General features: G+C 67.8%; 19 protein-coding genes, 1 other RNA gene and 1 pseudogene. 17 read left to right on the top strand and 4 right to left on the bottom strand.

Annotation, left to right across the window (positions count from 1 at the left end):
- Nucleotides 1-98 precede the first annotated feature (98 nt).
- Complete coding sequence (locus AC5P9N_RS13565) at nt 99-467, bottom strand: YraN family protein (RefSeq protein WP_204325318.1); 369 nt, start codon at nt 465-467, stop codon at nt 99-101.
- Nucleotides 457-2,178, bottom strand: a complete 1,722-nt coding sequence (locus tag AC5P9N_RS13570) for a penicillin-binding protein activator (protein ID WP_012479150.1) — start codon at nt 2,176-2,178, stop codon at nt 457-459. The genes AC5P9N_RS13565 and AC5P9N_RS13570 overlap by 11 nt, the downstream gene beginning before the upstream one ends.
- Nucleotides 2,179-2,259: 81 nt before the next feature.
- Between AC5P9N_RS13570 and rsmI the strand changes: the two genes are divergently transcribed.
- Nucleotides 2,260-3,078, top strand: coding sequence for a 16S rRNA (cytidine(1402)-2'-O)-methyltransferase (gene rsmI, locus AC5P9N_RS13575; RefSeq protein WP_005408070.1), 819 nt, complete (start codon nt 2,260-2,262; stop codon nt 3,076-3,078).
- 155 nt (nt 3,079-3,233) lie between these two features.
- An RNA gene (gene rnpB, locus AC5P9N_RS13580) (RNase P RNA component class A) lies at nt 3,234-3,585 on the top strand.
- Nucleotides 3,586-3,723: 138 nt separating this feature from the next.
- Here the strand turns inward: rnpB and AC5P9N_RS13585 are convergent.
- Together AC5P9N_RS13585 and AC5P9N_RS13590 are read right to left on the bottom strand one after the other, a co-directional pair.
- On the bottom strand, nt 3,724-4,203 hold the full coding sequence (locus tag AC5P9N_RS13585) for a DM13 domain-containing protein (RefSeq protein WP_012479151.1): 480 nt from the start codon (nt 4,201-4,203) through the stop codon (nt 3,724-3,726).
- A 101-nt stretch (nt 4,204-4,304) separates the two neighbouring features.
- The gene (locus AC5P9N_RS13590) at nt 4,305-5,057 is read right to left on the bottom strand and encodes an NRDE family protein (protein WP_099484711.1); all 753 of its coding nucleotides are present in this window, start codon (nt 5,055-5,057) and stop codon (nt 4,305-4,307) included.
- 323 nt (nt 5,058-5,380) lie between these two features.
- Between AC5P9N_RS13590 and mraZ the strand changes: the two genes are divergently transcribed.
- From mraZ to lpxC, 15 genes and pseudogenes are all read left to right on the top strand, one after another.
- Entirely contained in the window at nt 5,381-5,827 is a 447-nt protein-coding gene (gene mraZ / locus AC5P9N_RS13595; protein WP_004143635.1) for a division/cell wall cluster transcriptional repressor MraZ, read from the top strand.
- A 14-nt stretch (nt 5,828-5,841) separates the two neighbouring features.
- Nucleotides 5,842-6,810 (top strand): 16S rRNA (cytosine(1402)-N(4))-methyltransferase RsmH, encoded by a 969-nt coding sequence (gene rsmH / locus AC5P9N_RS13600; RefSeq protein WP_012479154.1) that lies wholly within the window; start codon nt 5,842-5,844, stop codon nt 6,808-6,810.
- Nucleotides 6,807-7,070: a cell division protein FtsL gene (gene ftsL / locus AC5P9N_RS13605; RefSeq protein ID WP_005412242.1), complete on the top strand. Its 264-nt coding sequence runs from the start codon at nt 6,807-6,809 to the stop codon at nt 7,068-7,070. Before rsmH ends, ftsL begins: the two co-directional genes overlap by 4 nt.
- Complete coding sequence (locus tag AC5P9N_RS13610) at nt 7,067-8,911, top strand: peptidoglycan D,D-transpeptidase FtsI family protein (RefSeq protein WP_005412243.1); 1,845 nt, start codon at nt 7,067-7,069, stop codon at nt 8,909-8,911. Before ftsL ends, AC5P9N_RS13610 begins: the two co-directional genes overlap by 4 nt.
- Nucleotides 8,908-10,416, top strand: coding sequence for a UDP-N-acetylmuramoyl-L-alanyl-D-glutamate--2,6-diaminopimelate ligase (locus AC5P9N_RS13615; RefSeq protein ID WP_099484699.1), 1,509 nt, complete (start codon nt 8,908-8,910; stop codon nt 10,414-10,416). Before AC5P9N_RS13610 ends, AC5P9N_RS13615 begins: the two co-directional genes overlap by 4 nt.
- Complete coding sequence (locus AC5P9N_RS13620; RefSeq protein WP_099484698.1) at nt 10,413-11,807, top strand: UDP-N-acetylmuramoyl-tripeptide--D-alanyl-D-alanine ligase; 1,395 nt, start codon at nt 10,413-10,415, stop codon at nt 11,805-11,807. The genes AC5P9N_RS13615 and AC5P9N_RS13620 overlap by 4 nt, the downstream gene beginning before the upstream one ends.
- Entirely contained in the window at nt 11,797-12,882 is a 1,086-nt protein-coding gene (mraY, locus tag AC5P9N_RS13625; protein ID WP_004154219.1) for a phospho-N-acetylmuramoyl-pentapeptide-transferase, read from the top strand. The genes AC5P9N_RS13620 and mraY overlap by 11 nt, the downstream gene beginning before the upstream one ends.
- Before the next feature lies 1 nt (nt 12,883).
- On the top strand, nt 12,884-14,200 hold the full coding sequence (gene ftsW / locus AC5P9N_RS13630) for a putative lipid II flippase FtsW (protein WP_099484697.1): 1,317 nt from the start codon (nt 12,884-12,886) through the stop codon (nt 14,198-14,200).
- Nucleotides 14,197-15,285: an undecaprenyldiphospho-muramoylpentapeptide beta-N-acetylglucosaminyltransferase gene (gene murG / locus AC5P9N_RS13635; protein ID WP_099484696.1), complete on the top strand. Its 1,089-nt coding sequence runs from the start codon at nt 14,197-14,199 to the stop codon at nt 15,283-15,285. Before ftsW ends, murG begins: the two co-directional genes overlap by 4 nt.
- A gap of 40 nt (nt 15,286-15,325) precedes the next feature.
- On the top strand, nt 15,326-16,762 hold the full coding sequence (murC, locus tag AC5P9N_RS13640) for a UDP-N-acetylmuramate--L-alanine ligase (RefSeq protein ID WP_005408080.1): 1,437 nt from the start codon (nt 15,326-15,328) through the stop codon (nt 16,760-16,762).
- A complete protein-coding gene (locus tag AC5P9N_RS13645) occupies nt 16,759-17,721 on the top strand; it encodes a D-alanine--D-alanine ligase (protein WP_059036317.1) in 963 nt (320 codons plus the stop codon). Before murC ends, AC5P9N_RS13645 begins: the two co-directional genes overlap by 4 nt.
- A pseudogene (locus AC5P9N_RS13650) lies at nt 17,718-18,395 on the top strand (cell division protein FtsQ/DivIB); the annotation flags it as partial. The gene AC5P9N_RS13645 and the pseudogene AC5P9N_RS13650, both read left to right, overlap by 4 nt.
- 68 nt (nt 18,396-18,463) lie before the next feature.
- On the top strand, nt 18,464-19,699 hold the full coding sequence (gene ftsA / locus AC5P9N_RS13655) for a cell division protein FtsA (RefSeq protein ID WP_005408083.1): 1,236 nt from the start codon (nt 18,464-18,466) through the stop codon (nt 19,697-19,699).
- Between the two features lie 170 nt (nt 19,700-19,869).
- On the top strand, nt 19,870-21,105 hold the full coding sequence (gene ftsZ, locus AC5P9N_RS13660; protein WP_005408084.1) for a cell division protein FtsZ: 1,236 nt from the start codon (nt 19,870-19,872) through the stop codon (nt 21,103-21,105).
- Nucleotides 21,106-21,297: 192 nt separating this feature from the next.
- Nucleotides 21,298-22,209, top strand: a complete 912-nt coding sequence (gene lpxC, locus AC5P9N_RS13665; protein WP_005408085.1) for a UDP-3-O-acyl-N-acetylglucosamine deacetylase — start codon at nt 21,298-21,300, stop codon at nt 22,207-22,209.
- Nucleotides 22,210-22,460 lie beyond the last annotated feature (251 nt).

Genomic DNA, 22,460 nt, shown 5'->3' on the forward strand with positions numbered 1-22,460 from the left:
ATGGTCGTGCCGGCCAGGCTGCGCTCTGGTAGCTGCCAACCTTGGTTGGCACAGAAGCGCCGACCAAGGTCGGCCTCTACCAAAGCAAACGGTAGCCATCAGCAATCATCCAACCGGAACGCATCGCGCAGCCACTGCAACTGCGGCGGCTCGCCCGTAGCTTCCACCACATCAAAGCGGCACGGCGCATCGGCCAGCGCGGGATGGTCCTGCAGGTACAACAATGCGGCATGTGCCAGGCGCCGACACTTGCGCACATCCACCGAGGCCGCGCTGCCACCGAAATCAGATCGCGCGCGGTAGCGCACCTCCACGAACACCACGGTGCCGGCGTCGTCCATCACCAGGTCCAGCTCACCGCCACGATAACGCACGTTGCGCGCACGCGGCTGCAGTCCGGCCCGTTGCAGATGCTGCTCGGCGGCGGCTTCCACCGCCGAGCCCCGTTGGCTGCGCTCAGCGACCACCGACGATCGGCATCGGCCGGCCGCCATTGAAGGTGGACCAGGCCGGCTGGCGCAGGATGTTGCCGTTGCTGTCCAGGAACAGGGTGCCGGTGGCACCGTCCAGGCCACCTTCGTTGGACAGCTTGTCCAGGTAGGCGGTGATCTTCCAGGCATCGGCGCCGAAGGCGAACAGGCGGCCGGCCGCACCGCGTGCGCTGGGCAGGGTGCTGGCGACCTGGCTGGCCGACGGCAGGCCCGACACGCTGCGCACGTTCCAGGCTTCGTTCGGGTAGACGATGCCGTCCAGCGCCACGTCTTCTTCCATCTTGCCGCTGCCGACGGTCAGCTGCGAGGTGCCGACGCGGGTGGCGCCACCGGCACCGGCCAGCGCCAGCTGCGGCGCCAGCAGGCGAGCCTGCGGGGCGCGCACGGCGAGGAACACGGCATCGACCTGGCCGGCATTGCGCACCTGCGCACCGACATCGCCAACCGCATCGCTGACGCCGACCGTGGCCACCACCTGGCCGCCGCGCTGGGCGAAGCGCTGGGCGAAGGCGGCGGCGGCACGGCGACCGGTATCGTCGGCGCTGTTGATCACCAGCGCCTTGCCGCGCTCGCGGCCACGCAGGTATTCGGCGGCGACGATGCCGTCGTCTTCCGGCGCCAGCGAGAAACCGGCGCTGCCGGCCGGCGGCGCGTCCTTGCCACGGTTCAGTGCCAGCACCGGCACCTGCAGCTGCTGGCGGCCGTACACCGCGTCCACTTCGTCGCGGCCCAGCGGACCGACCACGAAGTCGGCACCGGAGGCGACGGCCTTGTCATATGCGGCCAGCGCACCGGCCGGGGTACCGGCGGTGTCGATGAAGTTGATGTCCGGGCGGCGGCGGGTCTCGCCGTAGTAGGCGGCGAGCAGGCCATCGCGCACCGGCTGCGCGGCGGTGGCCAGGCGGCCGCTGAGCGGCAGCAGCACGGCCAGCTTGGCCGGCGGGCGGTAACCGTCGCTCATCGCCGGCGGGCGCTTGCTGGTATCGAACTGGGCGGCGCCGTCGCGGTCGAACGGGCGCGGCAGCGGCAGGCCGCGTGCGATCAGCGCACGGCCAGCGAAGTTGTACAGCGGGTCGTTGGCCGGCAGGGCGGCGGCACGGCTGCGCAGGGTAGCGTCGTCGAGCGTGCCGAGCAGGCCGGCAATGGCGGCCTGGTTTTCGCTGCGGGCGCTGCCGGTCAGGCTGGCGTGCGCGCGGGCGCGCTCGGCGGCGGCGCCGAAGCTGTCGCCGGTGCCTTGCAGGGCATTCGCGCGTGCCACGTACCAGCGCGTGCGCAGGGCCGGCAGTACGTTGTCGCCGCTGTCCTTCAGCAGTGCCAGCGCCTGCGCCGGCTGCTTGTCGGCCAGTGCCAGCTCGGCGCCGGTCAGCTGGTAGCGCTGCAGGCTGGCGCCGGTCAGCTGGCGGGCGGTGAGCTGGCCCAGCAGGCTGCGCGCGCGGGCACTGTCGCCGGCCAGGTTCCAGGCCCAGGCCGCATCGGCCAGGGCATTGGCGCGGGCACCGCCACGCAGGGTGGCGGCCAGGCCTTCCAGCTGCAATGCGGCGTCGCGCGGCTTGCCCTGTTCGATCAGCGCCAGCGCCTGGCTCTGGGCCGGCGATTCGGGCGCGCTGGTCAGGCTGGTGGTGGCGCAGCCGGCCAGCAGCATCAGCGACAACGACAGGGCGGAGATCCGTGCGGCGGGCTTGTTCATGATCGGGTCCATGCGATGAGGGCAGCGGCCTTGGCCGGGTACACGCTACGATTCTACCCTTGCCCCGTGAGTACCGCTGAAATGAGTGTCCCAACCCTGTACGTCGTCGCCACCCCGATCGGCAACCTGGCCGATCTGAGCCCGCGCGCGCAGGAGGTGCTGCGCTCGGTGGCGGCCATCTGTGCCGAGGACACCCGCCGCAGCGGCCAGCTGTTGTCCCATTTCGGCATCCAGCAGCCGCTGGTGGCCCTGCACGAACACAATGAAGAGGCCCTGTCGCAGCGCCTGGTGTCGCGCCTGCAGGCGGGCGAGTCGCTGGCGCTGGTGAGCGATGCGGGCACCCCACTGGTCAGTGACCCCGGCTTCCGCCTGGTGCGTGCTGCCCGTGCGGCCGGCATCAAGGTCAGCCCGATTCCCGGTGCCTGCGCCGCCATCGCCGCGCTGAGCGTGGCCGGTCTGCCCAGCGACCGCTTCAGCTTCGAAGGCTTCCTGCCGGCCAAGGCCAGCGGCCGCCGCGACCGCCTGCAGGCGTTGGCCGGCGAAGTGCGCACGATGGTGTTCTATGAATCCTCGCACCGCATCGCCGAATCGCTGGCGGACATGGCGGCGATCTTCGGCGGCGAGCGCCCGGCGGTGCTGGCACGCGAGCTGACCAAGCTGTTCGAGACCGTGCTTGATGGTGATCTGGCGGGGCTGCTGGCCAAGGTGGAAGCCGACGAGAACCAGCGCAAGGGCGAGTTCGTGGTGATGGTGCAGGGTGCTGGTGACGACGAGGAAGCGCAGCTGGCGCATGGTCGCCGCGTCTACGCGAAGCTGAGCGAGCACCTGCCGCCGTCGACCGCCGCCAAGCTCGCCGCCGAGTTGACCGGTGCACCGCGCAAGGCGTTGTACGGGAGTTGATGGATCGTGCGGACCAAGGTCCGCACCCACCAGATCGGAATCTGCACCCACCAGGGCAGCGACATCGGTAGATCCACGCCATGCGTGGATGGATGAACCGGACGCCGCGATCGGCACGGCAGGAAGGACGTGCGTGCGCTAGAATATGCGCTGGCGGAGCCGGCCAGACAGTCGCGTCATCCCTTCGGGGGTGCCGAGGAAAGTCCGGGCTCCATAGGGCAAGGTGCCAGGTAACGCCTGGGCGGCGCAAGCCGACGGAAAGTGCAACAGAAAGATACCGCCTACGTCTTCTTCGGAAGGCCGGTAAGGGTGAAATGGTGCGGTAAGAGCGCACCGCGAGTCTGGCAACAGACCGGCACGGCAAACCCCACCTGGAGCAAGACCAAATAGGGATCCTTTGGCGCGGCCCGCGTTGGATCCGGGTAGGTTGCTTGAGCGTTGCGGTGACGTAACGCCTAGAGGAATGACTGTCCACGACAGAACCCGGCTTATCGGCCGGCTCCGCCTCTTTCTTCTACATGCGTGCTTCCATATGCGTGAACCGCGCATCGGTAGTGCCGGCCGCTGGCCGGCAGCTTCACGCTGCCAGCAGCGGCGGACAGAATACCGGCTAGCGGCCGGCACTACCTCGACGTCGCGCGGTCCTCAACCCGGCGTACGGTACTGCCCGGCGGAGATGAACTGCTCGAACCGTTCACACCACACCACCACGGTGGTGTAGTCGTCCACGTCCACGTTCGCAGGCACCTCCACCAGGAAGCGGTTGAAGGTCTTCACCTCGCCGATGCGCTGGGCCTGCGCCTTGATCTTCAGGAAATCGGCCTTGTTGTCGACAAAGTCGCGGACCAGGTAGACCTTGTAGTCCGGCCCCGGGCCCATCTTGCCGTCGAACGCGACCTGGCGGGTGCTGACGCTGACGTTGCCTTCGGCCCAGTGCACCGCGTCGCTGCCCTTGAGGTGGCGACGGAAGGTGGTGTGGTAGCGGGCTTCGGCCATGGCGGCCTGCACCTGTGCGACCGGCGGGTCGTCGGGGGCGATCAGGATCGGCAGCAGGTAGATGCCCAGGCCGAAGCCCAGGCCGAGGGCGAGCAGGTGGGTGGCGGCAAGTACAAGAACACGGCGCATCGATGACTCCCTGTGGATCGGTGGGGCGCGCGGCAGGACCGCGCCGGGTCATCGTGTGGCGTGTGTGCAGACATTTATAGACACAGAAAACAGGTACAGGGTCAGAAATCGACCTGGCTCTGGCCAAGTGCGACGCCCTGTGGGCCGAAGCGGCGCTCGTGGATCTCGCCGTGGCCATCGGCGTCGATCAGCAGCACGGTGCTGGCGCGGGTGCCGTAATCGTCGCCGCGGATGAAGGCCGGGCTCAGCCAGCGCTCGCGTTCCAGGCCGATGCCGGTGTCGGGCAGGTCGCTGTCGGCGGGGCGGTGTTCGTCGGCCAGGGCCTTCCAGAGCGGGGCCAGGTCCTCATCGCCGGCCTGCAGCCACGCCGACAGCGCAGCCATCAACCTGCGGGTCTTCGGCCAGGGCGCGTCCAGCGCGCCGTTGGACATGCCATGCACACCCGGGCCCAGGCTCTGGCGCTCGGCGGGGTGGTTGCCGAGGTACTCCAGGCTGTCGCCATCGGCCAGCAGCAGGTTGAAGGGTGCATACGCGCCCGCCACGGTGGCCAGCCGGTCGATATGCACGGCGGCGGAGTCGCGGCCGCGCAGGAAGTCGGCCACCAGTGCACCCCGGGACGGGCCGGTCTGTGCGGCCAGCGGATCACGGACATTGGTGACCACGGCCGTGCGGCCGCCGGCGCCGACGCCGGCCCAGCCACCGCCGGAGCGCAGGTCGCGCCCTCCGATGACGGAGGTCTCATCCTGCCAGGGGGCCAGCGCCGCGGTCGGGCGGGCGTGGAACTCATCACGGTTGCCGGTCATCACCAGCCGCCAGCGCGGGTGGTGCATCCAGCCAAGAGCGAGCAGGCACATGGCCTCATTGTGCATCGTTTGCGCAGTCCGGCGGCGTTTCCGGCCGGTTCCGGATGAATGCGCGGGCGATGTTTCACGCCTTGTCCACAGCCCTGAACTTCCGTTCAATCTCAAAAATTGAGACGGATCAGCAACTTGTGGATAAGCCTTGAACAATTCTCTAAAGGTTGTTGCAAGCCATTGATGCGGCTGGCGATTTCCCCGCTGAAAAGTTGTTGACAACCCTTCGGCCGCTGCTAAGGTGGGCATCAGAGGGAAATCCGGGTGTTTTGTGGGTTTTCGTGGTTCAATGTTTCACCGGGCGAAGGATAGGTGCACGCGTCGTGTTCCAGGGCGAGACGGCCATCACAGTTGACGATAAAGGGCGCATGGCGGTTCCCACCGCTTACCGCGACCTCGTCGCGCGCGCCAGCAACAACCGTCTCGTGCTGACCTACAACCCGTTCGAAGCCGGCTGCCTGTGGCTGTATGCAGAGTCGGAATGGGAGCGGGTCCGCGACGACGTCATGTCCAAGCCCAACACCCAGCGCGTCGTGCGCCTGTTGCAGCAGAAGCTGGTCGGCTCGGCCGCCCATCTGGAACTGGACGGCAACGGTCGCATCAGCATCCCCGCCAGCCACCGCGGTGCGGTGGGCATTGAGAAGAAGGCGGTATTGCTCGGTATGGGCGACAAGTTCGAATTGTGGAGCGAGCAGGCGCATCGGGCCCTGATCCAGCAGACGTTGTCTGACGAGGATCTGGGTGATGGGTTGCTCGACCTGAAGTTGTGAGCCGGGGTGCCCGGATGCGCCCAGAAGCGCAGACCGGTCACCTTCCGGTGTCGCAGTCGCCGGCGGTGCACCTGCCGGTCCTGTACACCCAGGTCCTTGAAGGCCTGAGGGTGATCGAAAACGGACGTTATCTGGATGGCACGTTCGGTCGTGGCGGTCATGCACGTGGCGTGCTCACCCAGCTCGGTCCCGAGGGGCGCCTGCTGGTCATGGACAAGGATCCGGAAGCCATCGCCGTTGCCGAGCGCGATTTCGCGCCGGACCCGCGCGTGTCCATCTTCCGTGGCAGCTTCGCCCAGCTGCTGCAGTGGGATGCGACGGCCGAAGGCCTGGACGGCGTGCTGTTCGACCTGGGCGTGTCGTCGCCGCAGCTGGACGTGGCCGAACGTGGCTTCAGCTTCGGCAAGGACGGCCCGCTGGACATGCGCATGGACCCGGACAGCGGTGAAAGCGCCGCGCAGTGGATCAACCGCGTGGAAGAGCGCGAAATTGCCGACGTGCTGTGGACCTATGGCGAAGAACGCCAGAGCCGCCGCATCGCCCGTGCCATCGTGGCCCGCCGTGAGAAGCAGCCCTTCTCCCGCACCGCCGAACTGGCCGAGCTGATCGCCTCGGTGATGCCGCGTGGGAAAGACAAGATCCACCCGGCCACGCGCAGCTTCCAGGCCATCCGCATCCACATCAACCGCGAGCTGGCCGATCTGGAAGCCGGGCTCGATGCGGCCGTGGAACGGCTCAAGCCCGGTGGCCGGCTGGCGGTGATCAGCTTCCATTCGCTGGAAGACCGCATCGTCAAGCAGTACATGAACCGCCTGGCCAAGGCGCCGCCGGCCAACCGCCGCCTGCCTGAGGCGGTGGCGTTCGTGCCGACGCTGGACCTGATCGGCGGTGCCATCAAGGCTACCGACGAGGAACTGGCCGCCAACCCGCGTGCGCGCAGCGCCGTGCTGCGCGTGGCGCAGAAGCGGGAGGCCGACGCATGAGCCGGCTGCTGCTGATCATCCTGCTGGCGTCCACCGTGGCCTCGGCGATCGGCGTCGTGTTCGTGCGTCACCGTCATCGGCAGACGTTCATCGAACTGTCGCGCGCCGAGCGCAAGCGCGATGACATCAACCTGGAATTCGGCCGCCTGCAGCTGGAGCAGGCGACCCTGGCCGAAGCCAACCGTGTCGATCGCATCGCCCGCGAGAAGCTCGGCATGAAGTTCCCCGAGGCCGCCGATATCGTGGTGGTGCGCCCATGAGCAAGGCCGGCCGCAACCGCCCGCGCAATGCCTTCAACCTGCGCCAGCGCCTGCGCTGGGTCGCGCTGGCGCTCGGTCTGTGCTCGGTGTCGCTGGTCGGCCGCGCGGCCTATGTGCAGATCATCAACAGCGACTTCTACCAGCGCCAGGGCGAGGCCCGTTACCTGCGCGAGCTGCCGATCAAGACCTCGCGCGGCATGATCACCGACCGCAACGGCGAGCCGCTGGCGGTATCCACGCCGGTCGCCTCGATCTGGGTCAATCCGCAGGACCTGCTGCGTTCGCCCGAGCGCATCCCGGAGCTGGCCCAGGCGGTCGGCATGTCGGTGGATGAGCTGAGCAGCCGCCTGTCGCAGAAGTCGGACAAGGAATTCATGTACCTGCGCCGCCGGATCAATCCGGACGAGGCAGAGAAGGTGGTCGCGCTGAAGATTCCGGGCGTGGCCGCGCAGCGCGAGTTCCGCCGCTTCTACCCGCAGGGTGAAGCGATGGCGCACGTGCTGGGCTTCACCAACATCGACGACCGCGGCCAGGAAGGTCTGGAGCTGGCGTTCGACGAATGGTTGCGCGGCAAGGCCGGTGCGAAGCGGGTGATCCGCAACCGCAAGGGCGAGACCGTCGAGAGCGACCTGCTGCGCGCCGCCGAGCCGGGCAAGGACCTGACCCTCAGCATCGACCGCCGCATCCAGTACCTGGCGTTCAAGGAACTGCGCAACGCGCTGGTGGCCAACAAGGCAGCGGGCGGTTCGATGGTGATCATGGACGTGACCACCGGCGAGATCCTGGCCATGGTCAACCTGCCGACCTACAACCCGAATTCGCTGACCGGCGCGCTGCCCGATGCGCGCCGCAACCGTGCGGTGACCGACCTGGTCGAGCCGGGTTCGACGATGAAGCCGTTGACCATCGCTACCGCGCTGCAGGCCGGTGCGGTGACCAAGGACACCATCATCGATACCAATCCGGGTTACATGACCCTGGGCCGCTTCACCATCCGTGACGTGCCGCGCAACAATGGCGTGCTGAACGTGACTGGCGTGATCACCCGCAGTTCGAACGTGGGTGCGGCCAAGGTCGCGGCGAAGATGCCGGACCAGGTGTTCTACGACGGCGTGCGCCGCTTTGGTTATGGCTCGGTACCGCACAGCGGTTTCCCCGGTGAATCCGGCGGCGTGGTCCTGCGCCCGGCGCGCTGGTCGGGTACCACCAAGACCACGATGTCCTACGGCTACGGCCTGAACGTGACGCCGCTGCAGATCGCTACCGCCTATTCGGCACTGGCCAACGGCGGTCGTCTGATCGCGCCGACCTTCGTCAAGGGCCAGCGCAACGAAGGCCAGCAGATCATCGACGAGAACGTCGCCAGGCAGGTGGTGGCGATGATGGAAACCGTGGTCACCCAGGGCGGCGCCAAGCAGGCGGCGGTGCTGGGCTATCGCGTGGCCGGCAAGACCGGTACTGCGCGCAAGGCCGGCCCGGGTGGTTACGAGCGGGGCCATTACAACGCGCTGTTCGCTGGCGTGGTACCGGCCACCAACCCGCGCTTCGCCACCGTCATCGTCATCAACGATCCGCAGGCCGGCAAGTTCTACGGTGGCCTGGTGTCGGCGCCGGTCTACCACAACGTGATGGAAGGCACCCTGCGCCTGATGGACGTGCCATTGGACGACCTGCAGTCGTGGCTGGCCGCACAGCAGTCCGGCAAGGTCGGCCACTCGGCCTCGATCCTGCCTGCGCCGCCGGCCGAGACCGCGCTGCCGGTGGATGCCGCCGCTGAATTCGATGCTGCGCTGCCGAGCGCGCACGCCCAGACGCCGCCCACTACGGGAGGCACGCAATGAGTCCTTCGATGTTGCTTTCGCAGTTGCTTCCGGACGTTGCCCTTGCAGGGCACGACCCCGTTCTGACCGGCCTGGTGCTGGACAGCCGCGCCGTGCGTCCCGGCAATGCCTTCGTCGCCATCGCCGGTTTCGGCGCGCATGGCCTGGGCTTTGTCGAGCAGGCCCGCGCCGCCGGTGCCAGCGTCATCCTGTTTGAACCGCCGGCGCCTGCCGAACTGCCGGCACCGGCCGATGCGATCGCCGTGCCGGGCCTGCGCGCACGCATGGGTGCGATGGCCGACCAGTTCCATGGCGCGCCGTCGCGGTCGATGGCGATGGTCGGTGTCACCGGCACCAACGGCAAGACCTCCACCGTGCAGCTGCTGGCCCAGGCCTGGCACCTGCTCGGTACGCCCAGTGGCAGTATCGGCACGCTGGGCGCCGGACTTTATGGTGCGGTCGAGCCGACCGGCTTCACCACGCCGCTGGTGCTGCAGATGCATGCGCTGCTGGCGCAGCTGCGCGACGCCGGTGCGCGCGCGGTGGCGATGGAAGTCAGCTCGCATGCGCTGGACCAGGGTCGCGTGGATGCCGTGCACTACGACGTGGCGGTGTTCACCAACCTCACCCGCGACCATCTGGACTACCACGGCGACATGGCCAGCTACGGCGCGGCCAAGGCGCGGCTGTTCCACCGTCCGGGCCTGAAGGCCGCGGTGATCAATCTGGACGACGCGTTCGGCGGCCAGCTGTTCGCCGGCCTGCCGGCGGGCGTGCAGCCGATCGGCCTGAGCTCGCGCGGTGCCACCGACGCCAGCGTGCGCGCCGAGGCGCTGCAGCTGGATGGCCGTGGCATTGCCTTCGAACTGGTTATCGACGGCCAGCGCGCGGCGGTGCAGTCGCCGCTGCTGGGCCGCTTCAACGTGGACAACCTGCTGGCGGTGGCCGGTACCCTGCATGCGCAGGGCCAGCCGCTGCCGCGCATCGCCGAAGTACTGTCGGCGCTGCAGCCGATCCGTGGCCGCATGAACCGCCTGGGCGGCGAAGACGGCCTGCCGACCGTGGTGGTCGACTACGCACACACCCCGGACGCGCTGGAACAGGCGCTGGACAGCCTGCATGGCCACCTGCAGGGCACGCTGTTCTGCGTGTTCGGCTGCGGCGGCGAGCGTGATACCGGCAAGCGCCCGCAGATGGCGGCCATTGCCGAGCGTCTGGCCAACCAGGTCATCGTCACCGACGACAACCCGCGTGGCGAGGATGGCGACGTGATCGTGGCCGACATCCTGGCCGGCTTCACCGATGCCTCCGCCGTGACCGTGCAGCGCAGCCGCGCGCGTGCGATCGGCCTGGCGGTGAAGCGTGCCGGTGCCGGTGACATCATCCTGATCGCTGGCAAGGGCCACGAGCCGTACCAGGAAGTGAATGGCGTGCGCCATGACTTCGACGACACCGAAGTGGCCGCCGCTGCACTGGCGGCCAAGGCCGGTGTACTAGAGGCGCAGGCCGGGGAGGGCACCGCATGAAGCGCACCCTGCTTTCGCTGATCGCACACTGGGCCGGCGGTGAGATCCACGGCGACGACGTGGCCATCGATGCGGTCAGCAATGACACCCGCAGCCTCGGCCCGGGCAGCCTGTATGTGGCGCTGCGCGGCGAGCGTTTCGACGGCCATGACTTTGCCGCCGACGCGCAGGCGCGCGGTGCCAGCGCACTGCTGGTCGAGCGCCTGCTGCCGATCGAACTGCCACAGGTGCTGGTGGCCGACAGCGAACTGGCACTGGCGAAGATCGCCACCGGCATGCAGCGCGACCGCGGCACCGAGGTGTTCGCGATCACCGGCAGCAACGGCAAGACCAGCGTGAAGAGCCTGCTGCTGTCGATCCTGCAGCAGGTGGCACAGCACGCCCACAAGGTGGTCTACGCCAACCCGGGCAACCGCAACAACGAGATCGGCCTGCCGCTGGCGGTGATCGATGCGGCGGAAGATGCCGACTACGCCGTCTACGAGATGGGCGCCGGCAAGCCGGGCGATATCGCCTATCTGACCGACATCGCCCGCCCGCGCTATGCGCTGGTCAACAACATTGCCCCGGCGCACCTCGAACGCATGGGCAGCCTGCTCGGCGTGGCGGTGACCAAGGGCGCGATCTATGCAGCGCTGCCGGCCGATGGCGTGGCGGTGATCAATGTGGACGATGCCTACGGCCGCTGGTTCGAACAGCATTTCGTCGGCACCCCGCCGCGTTGCCGCGTGCTGCGCTACGGCCTTGAACATACCGCCGAGGTGACCGCGCGCGACATCCGCGCCGGCGCGCAGGGCAGCCAGTTCACCCTGGTCGCACCGAGCGGCGAAGCCCGCGTGGTGCTCGGCCTGCCCGGTCGCCACAACGTCAGCAATGCGCTGGCCGCCGCCAGCCTGGCGCTGGCCGCCGGTGTCGACCTGGCGCTGATCGCGACCGGCCTGGCCGAAGCGCAGCCGGTGCCGGGCCGCCAGATTGCCCATCAGCTGCGCAATGGCGCGGTGCTGGTGGACGACAGCTACAACGCCAACCCCGGTTCGCTGGCTGCGGCCATCGACGCCCTGGCCGCCGCGCCGGAAGAGGGCTGGCTGGTGCTGGGCGACATGCGCGAGCTGGGTCCGGACGGCGAGGCGCTGCATGCGCAGGCCGGCATCCGTGCACGCGCCGCCGGCCTGAAGCGGTTGTATGCACTGGGTCCGCTCAGTGCCGCCGCTGCGGCCGCCTTCGGTGAAGGCGGACGCCATTTCGATACCCATGGTGCGCTGTCACAGGCGCTGCAGGACGAGTTGCACGCTGGTGTGCGCTGCCTGGTCAAGGGTTCCCGTGGCAGTGCCATGGACCTGATCGTCAAAGCGCTGCTGGCGCAAGGAGAGGAATCCCCGCATGTTGTATGAACTGGCTCGATGGTTGCAGCAGTTGGAGAGCCTGTTCGGGCTGTTCAACTACCAGACGTTCCGCGCCATCCTTGCCGCGCTGACGGCCCTGTTCCTGTCGCTGTGGCTTGGCCCGGCGATGATCCGCAAGCTTGCCCAGTTCAAGGGCGGCCAGCCGATCCGCAAGGACGGTCCGCAGACCCATTTCTCCAAGGCCGGCACGCCGACCATGGGCGGTTCGCTGATCCTGCTCACCATCACCCTGTCGGTGCTGATGTGGGCCGACCTGCGCAACCGCTACGTGTGGCTGGTGCTGGCGGTGATGCTGTGCTTCGGCGCCATCGGCTGGTATGACGACTGGATCAAGATCGTCCGCCGCGACCCGAACGGCCTGAAGTCGCGCTGGAAATACCTGCTGCAGTCGATCTTCGGCCTGGCTGCTGGCCTGTTCCTGTTCTACACGGCCGACGTGCCGGCGGCGCTGACCTTCTACATCCCGATGTTCAAGTCGGTGGCGTTGCCGCTGGCCGGCATCGGCTTCGTGGCCATCGCCTACTTCTGGATCGTCGGCTTCTCCAACGCGGTGAACCTGACCGACGGCCTGGACGGCCTGGCGATCATGCCCACCGTGCTGGTGGCCTGCGCGCTGGGCGTGTTCGCGTATGCCTCGGGCAACGTGGTATTCGCCAACTACCTGCAGATTCCGCAGATTCCGGGCGCCGGCGAGCTGGTCATCATCTGTGCGGCCATCGCCGGTGCGGGCCTCGGCTTCCTGTGGTTCAACACCTATCCGGCCATGGTCTTCATGGGCGACATCGGCGCGCTGGCGCTGGGCGCGGTGCTGGGCACGATCGCGGTGATCACCCGCCAGGAACTGGTGCTCGTGATCATGGGCGGCGTATTCGTCATCGAAACACTGTCGGTGATGATCCAGGTGGCCTCGTTCAAGCTGACCGGCAAGCGCGTGTTCCGCATGGCGCCGATCCACCACCATTTCGAACTGAAGGGCTGGCCCGAGCCGCGCGTGATCGTGCGCTTCTGGATCATCTCCGTCGTGCTCGTGCTGATCGGCCTGGCCACGTTGAAGGTGCGCTGAGATGAACGACCTGTCCCGCCAGGCAACACGCCTTGAAGCCATCGAAGGCAGCTACGACAAGTGGCTGCTGGGCGCGATCATCGCGCTCACCGGCGTGGGCGTGGTGATGGTGGCGTCCAGCTCGATCGCCTTGATGAGCAGTCCGTTCTACTACCTCAACCGCCACCTGATCTTCCTGGCGGTGGGTATCGTGCTGGCGGTCATCGCCGCCCGCACTGAACTGAAGTCCATCGAGCAGTACAACCAGATGCTGCTGCTGGGCTGCTTCGTGCTGCTGCTGGCGGTGTTCGCACCGGGCCTGGGCAGCACGGTCAACGGTGCGCGCCGCTGGATCAACCTGGGCATCTCCAAGTTCCAGACGGTCGAAGCGGTGAAAGTGCTCTACATCGTCTGGCTGTCCAGCTACCTGGTGCGTTTCCGCGACGAGGTCAATGCGACCTGGCCGGCGATGCTCAAGCCGCTGGGCGTGGCCGGGGCGCTGGTGGTGCTGCTGCTGCTGCAGCCGGACTTCGGCTCGTCCACCCTGCTGCTGGCGATCACCGCCGGCATGCTGGTGCTGGGCGGGGTGAACATGCCGCGCATGTCGATGCCGGTGATCATCGGCCTGGTCGGCATGAGCGCACTGGCGATCATCGAGCCGTACCGCATGCGCCGCATCACGTCCTTCCTGGACCCATGGGCCGACCAGCAGGGCGACGGCTACCAGCTGTCCAACGCGCTGATGGCGGTGGGCCGTGGCGAGTGGACCGGCGTCGGCCTGGGCAACTCGGTGCAGAAGCTGTACTACCTGCCCGAAGCGCATACCGACTTCATCTTCTCGGTCACCGCCGAGGAATTCGGCTTCCTGGGCACCTGCGTGATCGTGGCCCTGTACGCGCTGCTGGTCGGCCGGACCTTCTGGCTGGGCATGCGCTGCGTGGAGATGAAGCGGCACTTCTCCGGCTACATCGCCTTCGGCATCGGCCTGTGGATCAGCATGCAGACCTTCGTTTCGATCGGCGTGAACCTGGGCATCCTGCCGACCAAGGGCCTGACCCTGCCGCTGATCTCTTCCGGCGGCTCGTCGGTGCTGATGACCTGCGTGGCGATGGGCCTGCTGCTGCGCGTGTCCTATGAACTCAAGCGCGCCGAGCGCCGCCAGGCCGTGCGCATCGGCGGCACCGAAGACGCCGCTGCCGAGCCGAGCGACGAGCCGGCCGCGCCGGTGGCCGCCAGCGTACCGATGAGCGCCGAGCCGGTGGCTGCTGCAGCGAACGCTGCACGCGGTACCAGTCGCCTGCAGTCGCGCATCGAACCGACCTTCGGGAGGCTGTCATGAGCGCAGCCACCGACAACGTGCGCCCGGTGATGATCCTGGCCGGTGGCACCGGCGGCCACATCTTCCCCGGCCTGGCCGTGGCCCGCGTGCTGCGCGCACGCGGCGTGCCGGTCACCTGGATGGGCGCAGACGGCGCGATGGAAACCCGTCTGGTGCCGCAGCACGACATTCCGATCGACACCCTGGCCATCACCGGCCTGCGCGGCAAGGGCAAGCTGGCCCTGCTGGGTGCGCCGTGGCGGCTGATGCGCGCGTTGCGCGCGGCCGGCATGATCATCCGCAAGCGCCAGCCGCGTGCGGTGGTCGCCTTCGGTGGCTTCGCCTCCGGTCCCGGTGGCATGGCCACGCGCCTGCACGGCCTGCCGCTGCTGGTGCACGAACAGAATCGCGCTCCCGGCATGACCAACCGCATCCTGTCGCGCTATGCGCGCCGGCTGCTGACCGGCTTCCCCGGTACCTTCGCCAAGGGCGAGGAGTTTGTCGGCAACCCGGTGCGTGCGGAGATCGCCGCCATCGCACCGCCGGAACAGCGCTTCGCCGACCGCCAGGGTCCGCTGCGCGTGCTGGTGGTCGGTGGCAGCCAGGGCGCGCGTGCGCTCAACACCGGCGTGCCACAGGCGATCGCCGCGCTCGGTGCCGGGGTTCCGGTGCAGGTGCGCCATCAGAGCGGCGAGAAGATGCATGCCGAAGCAGTCGAGGCCTATGCCAAGGCCGGCGTGCAGGCTGAAATCACGCCGTTCATCGCCGACATGGCCGAAGCCTTTGCCTGGGCCGACCTGGTCGTGTGCCGTGCCGGTGCGTCGACGCTGGCTGAGCTGTGCGCGGTCGGCGTCGGCAGTGTGCTGGTGCCATTCCCCGCTGCCGTCGACGATCATCAGACCCGCAATGCGGAGTACCTGGTCGAGCGCGGCGCGGCGGTTTTGCTGAAGCAGGACGGAACGCTGGCCGACGGCATTGCCGCACTGCTGCGCGATCTGTCAGAAAATCCCGCCCGCCGCATGCAGATGGCGCAAGCCGCGCGTGCCCTGGCCAAGGTCGATGCCGCCGAGCGCATCGCCGATATCATTCTCGAGGAAGCTGTATGAAGAAGGCATGCCACCGCGCCTGCCCTGCGCGAGGCCGCGCATGATCCGCCGCCTGCACGACACCAACGACCTGGTGCGCGCGTTCCCGCGCGTGCATTTCGTCGGCATCGGCGGCACCGGCATGAGCGGTATCGCCGAAGTGATGCTGACGCTGGGCTATGAAGTGTCCGGCTCGGACAACGCCGACAACGTGGCGACCCGCCGCCTGGCCAGCCTGGGTGCGCGCATCATGCGCGGCCACTCGGCGGCCAACGTGCTGGGCACCGACTGCGTGGTGGTCTCCAGCGCGATCCGCGAAGACAACCCGGAACTGATGGAAGCGCGCAGCCAGCGCATTCCGATCATGCCGCGTGCGGCCATGCTGGCCGAGCTGATGCGCTTCCGTCGCGGCATCGCCGTGGCCGGTACCCATGGCAAGACCACCACCACCAGCCTCACCGCTGCGGTGCTGAGCGAAGGTGGCCTGGACCCGACGTTCGTGATCGGTGGCCAGCTGCTGGCCGCCGGCGCCAACGCCAAGCTGGGCGGTGGCCAGTGGCTGGTGGCCGAGGCTGACGAAAGCGATGGCAGCTTCCTGCGCCTGAACCCGCTGATGTCGATCATCACCAACATCGATGCCGATCATCTGGAGAACTACGGCAACGACTTTGCCCGCGTGCAGGCGGCGTTCGCCGAGTTCCTGCAGCGCCTGCCGTTCTATGGCCTGGCGGTGCTGTGCATCGACGACCCGGAAGTGGCTGCGCTGGCCGCCAGGACCCCGCGCCACGTGATGAGCTACGGCATGAGCCCGCAGGCCGACGTGCGCGCCGAGAACGTGGTGCAGGAAGGGTCGCGCATGCGCTTCACCCTGCGCCTGCCGCAGGGCACCAGCCAGGAAGTGGTACTGGCACTGCCGGGCAGGCACAACGTACTCAACGCACTGGCCGCCGCCGCAGTGGGCTGGCAGCTGGGCGTGGCCCCGGACGCCATCGCGCGTGCGCTGGAAGGCTTCGCCGGTGTCGGCCGTCGCTTCAACGATCTGGGCGAAGTGACCACCGCCAGTGGCGCCAAGGTCCGCATCATCGATGACTACGGTCATCACCCGAGCGAGCTGGAAGCCGTGTTCGCCGCCGCCCGTGGTGGCTGGGCCGACAAGCGCCTGGTGGTGGCCTTCCAGCCGCACCGCTACAGCCGAACCCGCGACCAGTTCGACAAGTTCGCCGCGGTGCTGTCCAGCGTCGATGCGCTGGTGCTGAGCGAGGTCTACCCGGCTGGCGAGGAACCGATTGCCGGTGCCGACTCGCATGCGCTGGCCCGCGCCATCCGCGCGCGCGGCCGCAGCGAACCGGTGGTGGTTGGCAAGGCCGCCGAGCTGGCCAGCGTGCTGCCGGACGTGCTGCAGGACGGTGACCTGCTGCTGATGATGGGGGCGGGCGACATCGGCGCCGTGGCTACCCATATCGCGGTGGAAGGCTTCAAGGGGGAGGGCGAGGCGTGAGCGCGCTGACCTTCCCGCCGCTGCGCGTGACCGACCCGGCTGTATTCGGTCGCGTCGCCGTGCTGCTCGGTGGCACTTCCAGCGAACGCGAGGTGTCGCTGGATTCCGGCCGCAACGTACTGGAAGCACTGCAGTCGCGCGGTGTGGATGCGTTCGCGGTGGATGGCATTCCGGCGCTGGCCAAGGCGCTGGCTGCCGGCGGCATCGACCGTGTGTTCAACATCCTGCACGGCCACAACGGTGGTGGTGAGGACGGCATCGTGCAGGGCCTGATGGACGCCTTCGGCGTGCCGTACACCGGCTCGGACGTGCTGGGCTCTGCGCTGAGCATGGACAAGATCCGTACCAAGCAGGTGTGGTTGTCGCTGGGCCTGCCGACCCCGCAATACCGCAAGGTCGACGCATCGAACGTGCATGCACTGGCGGCCGAGCTGGGCCTGCCGGTGGTGGTGAAGCCGGCCAACGAAGGCTCCAGCGTGGGCATCAGCCGGGTCACCGACGACGCCGGCCTGGATGAGGCCGTGGCCCTGGCTGCGCGCTACGACGGCCAGCTGCTGATGGAGCAGATGGTGGTCGGCGACGAACTGACCGTGGCCATTCTCGGCGACGTCGCGCTGCCGTCGATCCGCATCGTGCCCAAGGGCCAGTGGTACGACTACAACGCCAAGTACATCGCCGAGGACACCCAGTACCTGTGCCCGGGCCTGGACGGTGGCGACGAAGAGGAAATCCGCCGCATCGCGCTGGCCGCGTTCCGCGCTGCTGGCTGCCGTGGTTGGGGCCGCGTGGACGTGATGCGCGACCGCAGCAGCGGCCGCTTCTTCCTGCTGGAAGTGAATACCGCGCCGGGCATGACCAGCCATTCGCTGGTGCCCAAGGCCGCAGGCCAGGCCGGCATCAGCTTCGAAGAGCTGGTGTGGCGCGTTCTGGAACAGACCCTGGAGGCCCCGCACGCATGAACGCGGTGCTGCGCATCTTCGTCTGGCTGTTGGCGCTGTCGGTGGTTGCACTGCCGGTGGTGGCCGTGGTCAATGGCTGGGTCGGCGCCGAGCGCTGGCCGCTGGCGAAGCTGCGCGTGCATGGCGAGTTCAAGCGGGTACCGGCCGAACAGCTGCAGCAGGTGCTGCTGCCGTATGCGCGCGCCGGGTTCTTCGCGGTCAAGCTGCAGGATGCCCAGGACGCACTGGAAAAGCTGCCGTGGGTGGAAAGCGCACGGGTACGCAAGCAGTGGCCGGATGTGCTGGAAGTAACCCTGGTCGAGCACAAGCCGTTCGCGCGCTGGGGCAACGACCGCCTGGTTTCCGAGCAGGGCAAGCTGTTCCCCACGCCGAAGAAGCTGGCCGACCTTGCGCTGCCCGAACTGGATGGCCCGGATAGCCAGACCGAAGAAGTGATGAAGCTGTACAGCGACTCGCGTGCACTGTTCGCACCGGCCGGCGTCGATGTGCGCCGGGTGACGATGGATGCACGCGGCAGCTGGTCGCTGGTGCTGAGCAACGGCACCGAAGTGGTGGTCGGCCGCGACGACGCGCGCTCGCGCATGCAGCGCTTCGTCAAGGTACTGCCGCAGCTCAACCGTCAGGACGCGCCGATCGAGCGCGCCGACCTCCGTTACACCAATGGTTTCACGCTGAGCTGGGGTACCCCGGCCACGCCGGCGAAAGCGCCGGCGACCCCGGCCAGAAGCACGCAGGAAAGGACATGAATCGCAAGGGTGACAAATCGCTGATCGTTGGCCTGGACATCGGCACCTCCAAGGTGGTGGCGCTGGTGGGCGAGTATTCGCCGGGCAACCCGATCGAAGTGATCGGCATCGGCTCGCACGAGTCGCGCGGTTTGAAGCGCGGCGTGGTGGTGGACATCGAATCGACCGTGCAGTCGATCCAGCGCGCGGTGGAAGAAGCCGAGCTGATGGCCGGCTGCGAGATCCGCTCGGTGTACGCCTCGATCTCCGGCAACCACGTGCAGTGCAAGAACTCGCCGGGCATCGTGCCGATCCGCGACGGGGAAGTGACCTGGGGCGACCTGGATCGCGTGCTCGATGCGGCCAAGGCGGTGGCGATTCCGGCCGACCAGAAGATCCTGCACGCGATCCCGCGCGAGTACGTGCTGGACGATTCGCAGGAAGGCATCCGCAATCCGGTCGGCATGACCGGCGTGCGCCTGGAGGTGCATGCGCACCTGGTGGTGTGCGCGCAGTCGGCCGCGGCCAACATCAGCAAGTGCGTGCAGCGCTGTGGCTTGCAGGTGGATGACCTGGTGCTGTCCTCGCTGGCCTCCAGCGTTGCGGTGCTGACCGCCGACGAACGCGAGCTGGGCGTGGTGCTGGTCGACATGGGCGCCGGCACCACCGACATCGCGGTGTTCGTGCAGGGCGCGATCTGCCACACGGCTTCGCTGCCGATCGCCGGCGACCACGTCACCAATGACATCGCGCACATGCTGCGCACGCCCACCCCGGAAGCCGAGCAGATCAAGGTGCGCTACGCCTGCGCCCTGGCCCAGCTGGCCACCGCCGAGGAAAGCATCCAGGTGCCGTCGGTGGGCGACCGTCCGCCGCGCCGCATGCCGCGCCATTCGCTGGCGCAGGCGGTGCAGGGCCGTTACGAGGAAATCTTCGAGATGGTGCAGGCCGAACTGCGCCGCTCCGGCTTCGAGGAACTGGTGCGCGCCGGCATGGTGCTGACCGGTGGTGCCTCGAAGATGGAAGGCGTGGTCGAGCTGGCCGAGGAAATGCTGCAGATGCCGGTGCGCGTGGGCATCCCGCAGCACGTTACCGGCCTGGGCGAAGTGGTGGGCAACCCGGTGCATGCCACCGGCGTGGGCCTGCTGCTGATGGGCAGCCAGATCGAGCACCCGCGGCGGCCGTCGCTGCCGACTGGGCGCGCCGGAAGCATGTTCAAGAAACTCAAGACTTGGTTCCGCGGCGAGTTCTGACGCGGAACCCGTAACACCGGGGGTCACCCCGGCGCAGCACCTGCAGTACCCGCATCACAACGCAGCAACGCAATACACAACCCACACAGCCGCAACGGCAACATGACACGCGAAGGCAGGAGGCCCGACCGTCCATGCCACCGACAAGCGGATACAACGAGGACACGGACATGGCGCATTTTGAACTGATCGAAAAGATGGCACCCAATGCGGTGATCAAGGTGGTTGGCGTGGGCGGCGGCGGCGGCAATGCCGTGGCGCACATGGTCAACTCGGCGGTGGACGGCGTGGAATTCATCACCGCCAACACCGACTCGCAGGCCATCAAGAATTGCGGTGCCAAGCTGCAGCTGCAGCTGGGTACCAACGTGACCAAGGGCCTGGGCGCAGGCGCGAACCCGGAAGTCGGCCGCCAGGCCGCGCTGGAAGACCGTGAGCGCATCATGGACGCCCTGCAGGGCGCGGACATGGTGTTCATCACCGCCGGCATGGGCGGCGGCACCGGCACCGGCGCTGCACCGGTGGTGGCGCAGCTGGCCAAGGAGATGGGCATCCTGACCGTGGCCGTGGTCACCAAGCCGTTCCCGTTCGAAGGCCGTCGCCGCATGCAGGTGGCGCTGAAGGGCATCGAGGAACTGAGCCAGCACTGCGACTCGCTGATCACCATCCCGAACGAGAAGCTGATCACCGTGCTGGGCCGCAATGCGACCATGATTCAGGCATTCCGCGCCGCCAACGACGTGCTGCAGGGCGCCGTGCAGGGCATCGCCGACTTGATCGTGCGTCCGGGCCTGATCAACGTCGACTTCGCCGACGTGCGCACCGTCATGTCCGAAATGGGCCTGGCGATGATGGGTACCGGCACCGCCCGTGGCGATGACCGCGCCCAGGCCGCTGCCGAATCGGCCATCCAGAACCCGCTGCTGGACGACGTGAACCTGGCCGGTGCCAACGGCATCCTGGTCAACATCACCGCCGGTGCGGACTTCACCATGGCCGAGTTCGACGAGATCGGCCGCACCATCGACGGCTTCGCTTCGGAAGACGCCACCGTGGTGGTCGGCACCGTGCTCGACCCGGACATGCAGGACGAAGTGCGCGTGACCGTGGTTGCCACCGGCCTGAACCGCGTGTCGGCCAGCAAGGCCCAGCGTCCGGGCGAGCGTGCGCCGATCAAGCTGGTCCGCAACGCCACCACCGGCCAGCCGGAGTTCGGCGACTTCGACAACGGCGGCGACGCCGTGTCCAAGGCCGTCGGCGGCATGGGCCTGGGCCTGCGTCGCGCCAGCAGCGATACCGCGGCGGCTTCGGCCCCGTCGGCGCCGTCCTCTTCGGCCCCGGCCGCGGCAGAACTGCCGAACGATTACCTGGACATCCCGGCGTTCCTGCGCCGCCAGGCGGACTGAGCGGGGCGGCCCGGGGTTGTCCTCCCCGGGTTGCGCCACCATGTCCTGAAAACGCGGGCGCCGGGCCAGGATGGGCCCGGCCGCCCTGCTTCATGTGCGTCCCATTGGCGCGCCGGTGTGTCCTGCCTGCCTTTCAGCCGGGGTAGGGGACCGTGCGTGTTAATCTAATGTGTCACTTCCGGTCCATCCCCCATGATCCAGCAACGCACCCTCAAGAACACGATCCGCGCCACCGGCGTTGGCCTGCACAGCGGCGACAAGGTCTACATGACCCTGCGCCCGGCACCGGTCAACCATGGCATCGTGTTCCGCCGCGTGGACCTGGACCCGGTGGTGGAAGTGCCGGCCAAGGCCGAGCTGGTCACCGAAGTGACCCTGTGCACCGGCCTGACCTGCAACGACGCCAAGATCCAGACCGTCGAACACCTGATGTCGGCGCTGGCCGGCCTGGGCGTGGACAACATCATTGTCGAACTGTCCTCGGCCGAGCTGCCGATCATGGACGGTTCGGCCGGCCCGTTCGTGTTCCTGCTGCAGTCGGCGGGCATCGTGGAACAGGATGCGCCCAAGCGCTTCATCCGCGTGCTGAAGACCGTGGAAGTGACCGAAGGCGACAAGGTGGCCCGCTTCAGCCCGTACGAGGGCTACAAGCTGGGCTTCACCATCCAGTTCGACCACCCGATGATTCCGGCCAAGCAGTCGCGCCAGGAAATCGAGTTCTCGACGCTGGCCTACACCAAGGAAATCTCCCGCGCGCGCACCTTCGGTTTCATGCGCGACCTGGAATACATGCGCGAGCGTAACCTGGGCCTTGGCGGTTCGATGGACAACGCCATCGTGCTGGACGAGTTCCGCGTGCTCAACGAAGACGGCCTGCGCTATGCCGACGAATTCGTGCGCCACAAGATCCTCGATGCGATCGGCGACCTCTACCTGGCCGGTGGCCAGGTGCTGGGTGCCTACGAAGGCTTCAAGTCCGGTCACGCCCTCAACAACAAGCTGGTGCGGGCGCTGATGGCCGACGCCACTGCCTGGGAATGGGTCAGTTTCGACTCGCCGGCGACGCCGGATCCGGTCGAATATGCCACTCCGGCCTACGCCTGATTTCTGTAGGTTGTTGAATTAAAAGAAAAAACGCCGCCTTCCAGTGCGGCGTTGTCGTTTCAGGCGTGTTTGGCGCATTCAGCATGCTTGACACGCGTCAAGGCCGGTTCGAGGTCACGGTTTTGTGAACCTGTTGGATCGGAAGCCTGAATTTAACGCAGTTTTAACAACAATCTAACGACAGGCCCCCGGATGGCAGCTAGGATGCGACCCGGCCCCCGAAATGTTTCACGCCGTGGTGACACGCGCGA

This window comes from Stenotrophomonas sp. YJH_SMC_6 (assembly GCF_059371335.1).